Genomic DNA, 10,197 nt, shown 5'->3' with positions numbered 1-10,197 from the left:
CCGGCCCGCGGTCACGTCGTCTCAGGCGTGTTCGGGCTGTTCGACGACCTCGGCGATCGCCGCGATCGGGTCGTACTGCGCCATCTCCGCCTGGAGGGCGCTCGCCTGGCTGCGGAAGTTCGGCTCGTTCAGCACGGTTCCCACCGCCGTGCGCAGGGTCTCCTCGTCCGGAGCGTCGGTGCGCAGGTTGACGCCGGCGCCGGCCCATTCGACCCGGGCGGCCACCTCCGGCTTGTCCTCGGTGGTACCGGCCACGACGAGGGGGACGCCGTGGCGCAGGGCGGTGTGCACGCCGCCGTAGCCGCCGTTGGTGACGAGCACGTCGCTGAGCGGGAGCAGCCGGTCGAAGGGGATGTATCCCCCGAGCAGGACGTTGGCGGGCAGCTCGCCGAGCGCGGCCCGTACCGCCTCGGGACCGCCGGGGCGGGCAGTGGCGGCCACGACGGTCACGTCGAGGTCGGCCAGCGCCCGCAGGGTGGGCAGCAGCAGGGGCGAGAAGTCCGCGTTGTCCACGGTTCCCTGGGTGACGGTGACCACCGGACCGTTCCGCTGGACCAGGTCGTCCCACCATTCGGGCAGTTCCGCGTCCGTACCGGGCTCGGACGGGAGCACCCCGACGAACCGGAGGGAGGCCGGGGCGTCGCTGCGCGGGTACTCGAAACCGGGCACGGTCAGCTGGAGGAAGTGGTCCGCCGCCGCGGCCGACTCGCTGAAGAGCGACCGGGTGAGTGCCACCCCGAGTCCGGCCAGCACCTTGCCCACATGGCCTTCCGCGTCCGCGAACACCTCGCGCGCCTGGGCGTACATCGCCTCGTTGCGCGCCCGGCCTTCCGCTCCCGGCAGGGGCGGCACGCCGAAGCCGAACGGCGCGGTGTCGACGCTGTCGACCGGGACGGGGGAGATGCCCATGGTCACCGTGGTGGGCCGGTCCCTGCGGGGGGTGCCCATCGAGAGCGGCAGGGATCCGAAGAACAGGAGGTCACTGATGACGGTGGAGGCGGGGAACTCGGCCAGGAGTGACTGGAGCGCGGAGAACTGGTCCGGGATCGCGTCACCGAAGAGGTTCTTGATGTCGAAGATCAGCCGGCCGGGCCCCTGGGCCGCCGCCCGGCCCGGGAACTGCACATCGAGTGCGCGGTCGTCGTAGTCCGCCTGCCCCGGGAGGGGAACGAACGCGGCGCCGGCAGCGCGCACCCGGTCCGCGTACCGGGTGCTGGTGAGGAAGCGGACCTCGTGTCCACGCCGCACCAGGCCCTGGGCGACGGCGAGCATGGGAGTGACATGTCCGTGCAGAGGAGTCGACGCCACGATGACTTTGGCCATCCGTGCAGTCCTGACCTTTCAGTCGGTGAAGGGCCGGGGCATGACCCGTGATGGTGAGAACAAGTAGGTGCGGCTGATGTCAGCCTAGTTGATGATGGAGCAGGTCATTTGTTCAGCTGCCCGGGACACTGTCCTCCCCAAGGCCGCATACGCTGATGCCATGACTGAGTTACACACATCTTCCGGTCGCCAACTCGTACGCCTGGATGCCGTCTTCAAGGCGAACGCCCAGGCCGAGTACGCCCGTCTGCGCGCGGCGGGTCCCGTGCACCGGGCACTGCTCCCCTCGGGCATCGAAGGCTGGCTCGTCGTCGGCTACGACGAGGCGCGCGCGGCTCTCACCCACCCCGCGCTGCTCAAGGATCCGGTACCCGCCGCAGAGGCGCTCACGGCCGCCGGATACATCCTCAACCAGCCGGGTGTCGGACTCGGCGGTCAGATGCTGGAGGCCGATCCCCCGGAGCACACCCGGCTGCGCCGCCTGGTCTCCGCCGCGTTCACCCCGAGGCGCACGGCCGCTCTGGCGCCGCGCGTCGAGCAGATCGCGCACGAGCTGATCGACGCGCTGCCGCCGTCCGGGGAGACGGACCTGATCGACTCGTTCACGGCGCCCCTGCCGGTCACGGTGATCGCGGAACTCCTCGGCATCCCCACGGCCGATCGCGCCGATTTCCGTGCCTGGAGCAGCAAGGCACTGGAGGTGGGCACGGACGGACACCGGGAGGCGGTGGCCGGTCTGCACCGGCTGCTGGGCCGACTCATCGCGGACAAGCGCCGGGAGCCGGCGGACGACCTGCTGTCCGCGCTGGTCGCCGCGCGTGACGAGGAAGACGGGCGGCTGTCCGAGGAGGAGCTGGTGGGCACCGCCCTGCTGCTGGTCGTCGCGGGGCACGAGACCACCGTCAATCTGCTCGGCAACGGCGTCGTGGCGCTCCTGCGCCACCCCGGCCAGCTGCGGCTGCTGCGCGAGCGGCCCGATCTGCTGCCCGGCGCGGTGGAGGAACTGCTCCGGTACGACACGTCCGTGGAACTGACCACGCACCGGTTCGCCGCGCAGGACCTCGTGCTCGCCGGCGTCCCGATTCCGCGGGGCGACGTCGTCGTCGTGTCCCTGGTGTCCGCGAGCCGGGACGCTCCCCTGCCGGACGGCGCGGACCCGGCCGCTCTGGACGTCACGCGCCCGTCCGTCCGCCATCTCTCCTTCGGGCACGGCATCCACCACTGCCTGGGCGCGCCGCTCGCCCGCCTGGAGATCCAGATCGCGCTGCGGACGCTTCTGCACCGCTTCACCCGCCTTGAACCCACGACGCCCCTGGAGTCGCTGGGCTGGATCCCGGCGGGGATGATGCGCGGTCCGGTGAGCCTGCCGGTGCGCTACGAAACCGGCTGACCTGTCGGTCTGTGCCACGACGGCGCGCGCGGCGTCCGGCGCGGTGCACACCGGGCGGCGCCGGCGCACGGAGACCGCCACCGCGCTGTGACACGATCCACCGCCCCCGGGCTGCGCGTCACCGGCCGGCCGGGGGGCGGTCGCCGGCCGTACACCGTCAGTCCGCGTGGATCGGCGGACAGGCGAGCCCGGCGAACCCAGTCGCACGGGCGCCGACCCCGACCGGTCACGCCGAGCCGAGCCGGGCCCGGCGCCGCGGCCAGCGCCGCACCGCGACGGACCGGCCAGGTGCGGTCACCCTCTTCTCCCGTTGGCTCTCGCGTACCGCCGATGACTCCGGAACCGGTCTCATCGAGGGGTTCACGCGGGGGACCGTACGGCGGTGGGCGCCCGGCCCCCGGGCAACCGCGTGGCAGCCGGCACCGCCGTGACGCGGAGCGTTCCCGGGCGCACGACAGTCACCGCACCGTCGGATGACAGATGCGCCCGGTGGCGCGCGAGCGGAGAGTCGGGAAGGGGCGCAACAGGTGCCGTGGATCACCGACGGCCCGTAACGCCCGGGTTTCACAGGAGGGGAGAACCTCCGTACGGGGCACGGCCCGCTGGTGCTGGTGCACGGCACCTTCTACCGCGCCTCCGCCGCACTCGGTCGTCGCGGCCGGTCCCGCCGTCCGCGACACGGCCTTCTCCGACGCCTACAGTCCCTGGACCGTCCGACGTCGATACGCGCCCGGTGCCGTTCAGGTGAGCGATCACCACGCGAACGGCACGGTCACCGACGTCCTCACCGCGCCCGCAGCGGATGCAACCCGGTGGCACCGTCCGAGCCCGGGAAAGGACACGCATCCGCGTGTTCACTCCTGCGACCAATTCCGCGTATTCACCGTCGGCCGTGACAGCCTCTGCAATACACCGGAAATTTTTCTTTCGGGTGCGACCCGCGCGCGAAATCAACCGCTTGAAGCACGGAAAGGCGGCAGGACCGGGTTAACGAAGCAACGTAGTACACTGCTGTGGAAAAGTTACTGGCTGTGTCGTGTAGCTCCGGCAGGACCCGCCCAGGACCGTCCACCCGCTCATCCATCGGTTTAGTTTCTGGGGCGTTTCCCATGGAGGTGCCGGCGATGCGGTTTCCCGCCGACGCACTGTTCGGCCGTGAGAACGAGACGGCCTTCCTGCAAGACCGTATCGACGGCCTGTCCCGACAAGGGGGCGCCGTTCTCGTGCACGGCGAACCCGGAATCGGGAAGACCGCGCTCCTGGAGGAGGCGGCACGGCACGGCACACAGGGCCGGCACCGCGTGCTGACCACGGTCGGCGTGGAGTCGGAGACGCTGCTGCCGTTCTCCGGACTGCACCAGCTCATCTTCCCGTTCCGGTCCCTGATCGGCGATCTGCCGAACAACGAGCGGGACGCGCTCCAGGCGGCGCTCGGCATCACGGACGCACCCGTCCACGACGTGTTCCTGGTGGCGCTCGCCGCCCTGAATCTGCTGGCACGGGCCGCGGCCGACACACCGTTGCTGCTCGTCGTGGACGACGTCCACTGGCTCGACGGGGCCAGCGCCGAGGTCCTCTCCTTCCTCTCCCGGCGCCTGGAATCGGAGCCCATCCTGCTGATGGCCGCCATGCGGGACGGCTATCCCTCGCATCTGACCCGCGCCGACATCCCCGGCCTGGCAGTGGGGCCGCTGTCCGCAGAGGCGTCCGCCCTCCTTCTGGACGAGCGGGCGCCCGGCCTGGCCCGCGTGGCCCGCCAGCAGCTGCTGAAGGAAGCGGCCGGCAACCCGCTCGCGCTGACCGAGCTGGCGACCGACGCCCCGGGGCACGAGACCATCTCCCCCGACGCTCCGTGGACCCCGATGTCTCGGCGGCTCCAGGACGCGTTCACCGCTCGGCTGCGCACCCTGCCGGACACGACCCGCCGCATCCTGCTCACGGCCGCCTGCGACGACAGCCCGTCGCTCACCGAGATCCTGAGCGTCGCCTCTCCGCGTCCCGCTGCCGCGGTGACGGCCGCGGACCTGGCTCCCGCCGTCTCGGCCCGGCTGGTCGAGACGGCCGGGGACACGGTGCGCTTCCGGCACCCGCTGATGCGCTCGGCGATCCGGCAGGCGGCCCCCGCGGCCCTCCGCCGGGAGGTCCACGCGGCCCTGGCACGCTGCCTGCCACCCGGATCCGACCGCCGGACCTGGCACGAGGCGGCGGCCACGGTCCGGCCCGACGCGCGGCTTGCGGACCGGCTGGAGGCCGCCGCCGACCGCGCCTACCGCCGGGGCGGTGCCGCCGACTCCGTGTTCGCCCTGGAACAGGCCGCACGCCTCAGCGACGAGGCCAGTCAGCGGATCGAACGGCTGCTCAAGGCCGCCGACCAGGCCGTGGACACCGGCCAGCAGCACCTGCTGACCCGGCTGCTGGACGCGGCGACCCCGTGGGCCACCACCCCGCAGCAGCGGGCCCGCATCCAGTGGATCAAGGGTGGCCTGGAGGACGGCATGCGGGACGCCTCCGAGGGCACCGCCCTGCTGACCCGGTTGGTGCGGACCGTCATGGCCCAGGACGACCACGACCTCGCCGTACGGATCCTGTGGAGCGCCGCGCTGCGCTGCTTCTGGTCCGAACCCGGCGACGCGGCCCGCCGTGACATCGTCGCCCTCGCCGACGCGCTGCCCTTCCCCGACGACGATCCCCGCATCCTGGCGATCCTCGCCTATGCCCAGCCGGTGACCAGCGGGAGCCGGGTCCTGACGCATCTGCGGCGGGCGGCCGGGCGGACGGCGGGCGACGCCCAGGCGGACCGGCTGGTCGGGAGCGCGGCCGTGCTGGTCGGCGACTTCGAGCTGGCGGAGGAACTGTCCGAGGTCTCCGTGCCCGGACTGCGCGCGCAGGGCCGGCTTGGCCTGCTCGCCCGGGCCCTGGGCGCTCAGGCCTGGAGCGGCGCCCAGTTGGCACGCCTGTCCTCCACCATCCCCGTCGCCGAGGAGGCCAGCCGGCTGGCCCGGGAAACAGGACAAACGTTTCTGCATGGCATCAACGTCGCCACCGAGGCCCGTACGGCCGCGCTCCAGGGGCGGCATGACAGCGCCATGGAGCTGGCGGCCCAGGCCGAGCGGATCGGATTGCCCGTCGCCGCCCGGCCGGTACTGGCGACCGCCCAGATCGCCCGGGGACTGGCCGCCATGGGAGCGGGCCGCCACGAAGAGGCGTACGCCCATCTGCTGCGCATGCACGACCCGACCGACCCGGCCCACCAGCCGGCCCTGCGCTGCTACGCCCTCATCGAGCTGGTGGACGCCGCTGTCCACAGCGGTGACACCCGGCGCGCCCGGTCGGTGATCGCGGAGATGGAGACGGCCGCCTCGCGCAGCACGTCGCCTGCCCTGCGCAGCGGCCTGTGCTACGCCCGCGCGGTCCTCGCCGACGACAACGGCGCGGAGGCGCTGTTCGAACGGGCACTGGCCGACGGCGGGTGCGCCTGGCCCTTCGACCGGGCCCGAGTTCAGCTCGCCTACGGCCAGTGGCTGCGCCGCCAGCGTCGCGTGACGGACGCCCGGGTCCAGCTGCGGGCCGCCCGCGAGGCCTTCGACGCGCTGGGCACCGCCCCGTGGGGCGACCGCGCCCGCCGGGAGCTGCTCGCCTCCGGTGAGACCAGCCGGCGTCGCGAGCCCGACGCCCGGGACCGGCTGACCCCGCAGGAACTCCAGATCGCGCAGATGGCCGCCGAGGGACTGACGAACCGGGAGATCGGGCAGCGCCTGTACCTCTCCCACCGCACGGTGAGTACCCATCTGCACCGGGTGTTCCCGAAGCTGGGCATCTCGTCGCGCGCCGAACTGGCGTCGGTCTTCCCGCCCGTCCGGTGACGGCCCGGCGCGGGAAGGCCCGCCATCACTGGACGGCAGACCCGGCTCCGGCACTCCACCGGTGCCCCGCGCAGGCCCTGACCAGACTCGACCGAGCAGGTAACAGGTAGGGGAGCGAGCACGGTGACATTCATCGGGCGTGAGGGGCCCATCGCCACCTTGCGGGACGTCATCGACCGGGGACTTGCCGGATCCGGCGGAGCCCTGCTGGTGACCGGCGAGCCGGGAATCGGCAAGACTGCCCTGCTGCACCATGTCCTGGGTTCGCTGGAGGAGGACGGGCCGCAGGTCCTGACCGCCGTCGCCACGGAACCGGGCTCCCGCCACCCGTTCGCCGCGCTCGCCGAACTGCTGCGGCCGGTCCGCGTCTTCGACGGCCGGCTGCCTCCGGGCCAGCGCGAGGTGCTGAGGGTCTGCCTGGACACGCGCACGGCACCCGACGCCGGCCCCTTCCAGGTGGCGTCGGCCACGCTCAACCTGCTCGCCGAGGCGGCGGCACGACGCCCGGTACTCCAGGTGATCGAGAACATGCACTGGCTGGACGCGGCCACCGCCGCCGTCGTGACCTTCGCGGCCCGCCGGCTCTCGTCCGAGCCCATCGTGCTGCTGGCCACGCTGCGCGAGGGCTTCCGTTCCCCGGCGGACACCACGGGCCTGCCGGTGCTGCCGCTGGATCCGCTCGGCGCCGCCGAGGCCGCGGCTCTCGTCGACGCCCGGGCACCCGGCCTCTCCCCCGTCCTGCGGGCACGCGTCCTGGCGGAGGGCGACGGCAATCCGCTCGTGCTGGTCAAGCTGGCCCGCGTCGCCCGTGAGGCGTACGGCGAAGCGACGACGACCGCGTCGCCCCCGCCCGTGCCCCGGGTGGAGAGCGCCTTCCGCGCCAGGCTGGCCGGCCTGCCGCCGCTCACCCGGCTGCTGCTGCTGATCGCGGCGGTTCACCAGGGCAGCGGCGTCACGGCTGTGGTGGAGGCCGCACAGGTGATCGCCGGCGAGTCCGTCCATCCCGACGATCTCGCTCCGGCCGTGCGCGGGCGCCTGATCACGGTCCACGGGGGCGAGTTGCGGTTCCGGCACTCGGTCATCCGCGAGGCGGTGCTGTCCGGGGCGAGCCCCGAGGAACACCGCCGCGTACGTGCCGCCGTCGACCGTACGCCGTCCAGGCCCGGGCCTGCCCGCGAGCCGGTCCCGGCCGCCGGGCCGGGCCCGGACGACGACGCGGACGCCGCCCTCGAAGCGGCGGCCGAGCACACGGAACGCGGCGGTGTCCTGGCCGCGGTCGCAGCGCTGGACGACGCCGCGCAGCTCACCGACTGCCCGGAGCGCCGTGCCGAGCTGCTCCTGCGCGCGGCCGACCTCGCGGTGGAGGCCGGGCGGCGCGACGAGGTGGCCCGGCTTGTGGACCGCGCGGATGCCGGTCCGTTGTCCGCGCGGCAGCGGGCCCTGGCCGCGTGGACGGCGGCCCGTTTCCACCACGACCTGCCCGAGGGCACCGACGTCGTCACGCTGACCGAGCTGGCCGAGGACGTGGCCGCCGACGGGGACGGCGCACTCGCCCTGCGCATCCTGTGGACGGCGGCACTGCACTGTGTGTGGGAGGACGGCGGTCACACGGCCGCCGGACGCGTGGCCGCCCTCGCCGAACGCCTGGAACCGGCCGACGAGCCGCTGGCACTGGCCGTCATGGCCTGCGCGGCGCCGTTGGAGCACGGCGCGCGCGTCCTCGCCCGGCTCCGCCACTGGGCCGCGCACCCCAGCGGGGACGCGGTGACCGACCAGACGCTGGGTACGGCCGCCGTCCTGGTCGGCGCCTTCGAGCTGGCCGCGAGCTTCTCCGCCGCCGCCCTGAACGGCCTGCGGGCCCAGGGCCGGTTCGGTCTACTGGCCAAGGCGCTGACGGTCCGGGCGTGGAGCGCCGCGCTGCTGTGCGACCTGACGGTGGCCGTCCCGTCGGCCGACGCGGCGCTCCAGCTGGCCACGGAGACCTCCCAGCCGGTGCTGCGGGCGACGATCCGCGCCACCCAGGCGCTGATCGCCGCGCTGGGCGGGCGGTTCGCGGAGGTGGAGGAACTGGCCACGGAGGCGATCGGTCTCGGCGGCGCGTACCGCACCCGCCCCGTCCTGGCGACCGCCCACCTGGCGCTCGCGCAGGTCGCCGCCGCGCAGGACTGCCTGGACGGTGCTTTGGACCGGCTCCGGCAGCCGCACGATCCGGCGTCGCCGGCGTTCCACCCCTCCGCGCTGCACTACGGGCTGATGGACCTGGTGGACGTGGCGCTGCGCGCGCACCGTGCGGAGGAGGTCCGCGGGATCGTCGGCCGCGCGGAGGAGGTCGCGGCCGTCCATCCGTCGCCGGCGCTGCACATCGGAGTGCGCTTCGCGCGCGCGGTCCTCGCCGACGACGCCGACGCGGAACGCCTGTTCTCCGAGGCACTGGCCGCCGACCTGACGCGCTGGCCCTTCGCCCGCGCCCGGACGCAACTGGCCTACGGCGAGTGGTTGCGCCGCAGACGCCGCGACGCCCTCGCGCGCACCCCGCTGCGGGCCGCCCGGGACGCTTTCGACGCTCTGGGCGCTGTCACGTTCGCCGAGCGGGCCCGCCGCGAACTGCGCGCTTCCGGCGAAGCGAGCGCCAAGGGGGTGCCCGACGCGCGGGAGCTGCTGAGCCCGCAGGAACTGGAGATCGCCCTGATGGTGGCCGAAGGGCTCACCAACCGGGAGATCGGCGAGCGTCTCTACGTCTCCCACCGGACGGTCAGCAGCCACCTGCACCGCATCTTCCCGAAGCTGGGCGTCACCTCCCGCACGGCTTTGGGCCGCCTCCTGCGCTCCTCACCCTGAAACCCGTGCCGGCCGGCTCCCGGAACAGTGTCCGTACCGCCGCACCCTCACCGCCGCGACCGCAGCCAACGCCGTGCCGCGGGCAGGATCACCTCGACGTCGCCGCTTCGTGAAGAGACCTCCGGCCACGCGAGACAGCCGCCCCGCGCCAAGACCAGCACCTCGCCGGAACACTCACCGGCCACGGTGAACAGCTAGCTCGTCCACGACGGTACGGGGTCCTCCGGTGGGCGCCGGCCCCGTCCAGTTCCGGTCGGGCAACCCCTGCGGCACCCCCCGCGCCGCCGGCGGCGGGGGCCTGGCAGCGGCCCGCCACCAGGCCCGGCGTGCCATCACCCCCGCCACCACCCCGCTCAAGTCCGCCGGTGGCCAGGCTTCTCCAGGAAGCCGCCTCGCGGCGAGCCGGTGCAGGCAGGTCGACCGGCTCCCGGCGCGTCGCCCCGGCCCCGTCGTCTGTTACGACGTGATCGGCCCCGCTCCGGCGCACGCGACCCGAGGAGGTCCGGCCGACGGCAGACGACTCATCACGACGCACTCGTCGGATGCCTTTGCGTACCCGCTCCCAGGCACTTCCGTACCTCGTCGCCGCCGCGGAGGCGCACGGCGGCACGGTGCCGGACGCGGCGAGTGGGAAGATCGTCGACGGGGTCGAGTCAGGGATGCTCAAGGACAGGGAGACCACTGTTGTCCGGACGTACCGTGCTGATCACAGGAGCAACGAAGGGGATCGGCCTCGCCACCGCGCGGCGGCTCGCCGACCGCGGACACCGGGTGCTGGGGATC

4 protein-coding genes are annotated in these 10,197 nt (G+C 73.6%); 3 read left to right on the top strand and 1 reads right to left on the bottom strand.

The features are described 5' to 3' along the window. Window positions 1-21: 21 nt before the first annotated feature. The gene (locus IE294_RS40120) at window positions 22-1,323 is read right to left on the bottom strand and encodes a glycosyltransferase (protein ID WP_189894330.1); all 1,302 of its coding nucleotides are present in this window, start codon (window positions 1,321-1,323) and stop codon (window positions 22-24) included. A gap of 160 nt (window positions 1,324-1,483) precedes the next feature. Between IE294_RS40120 and IE294_RS40115 the strand changes: the two genes are divergently transcribed. The 3 genes from IE294_RS40115 to IE294_RS40105 all read left to right on the top strand — a co-directional run bounded on the left by IE294_RS40115 (window position 1,484) and on the right by IE294_RS40105 (window position 9,414). Then, window positions 1,484-2,713, top strand: coding sequence for a cytochrome P450 family protein (locus IE294_RS40115; protein WP_189894329.1), 1,230 nt, complete (start codon window positions 1,484-1,486; stop codon window positions 2,711-2,713). Window positions 2,714-3,837: 1,124 nt separating this feature from the next. After that, a complete protein-coding gene (locus IE294_RS40110; protein ID WP_189894328.1) occupies window positions 3,838-6,576 on the top strand; it encodes an ATP-binding protein in 2,739 nt (912 codons plus the stop codon). A gap of 123 nt (window positions 6,577-6,699) precedes the next feature. Further along, the gene (locus IE294_RS40105; protein ID WP_189894327.1) at window positions 6,700-9,414 is read left to right on the top strand and encodes a helix-turn-helix transcriptional regulator; all 2,715 of its coding nucleotides are present in this window, start codon (window positions 6,700-6,702) and stop codon (window positions 9,412-9,414) included. Window positions 9,415-10,197 lie beyond the last annotated feature (783 nt).

The organism is Streptomyces canarius (assembly GCF_014650735.1).
GTDB classification, from domain to species: Bacteria; Actinomycetota; Actinomycetes; order Streptomycetales; family Streptomycetaceae; genus Streptomyces; species Streptomyces olivaceoviridis.
Note: the sequence above shows the minus strand (reverse complement) of the source record. Positions and strands in the feature narration are given on the sequence as shown.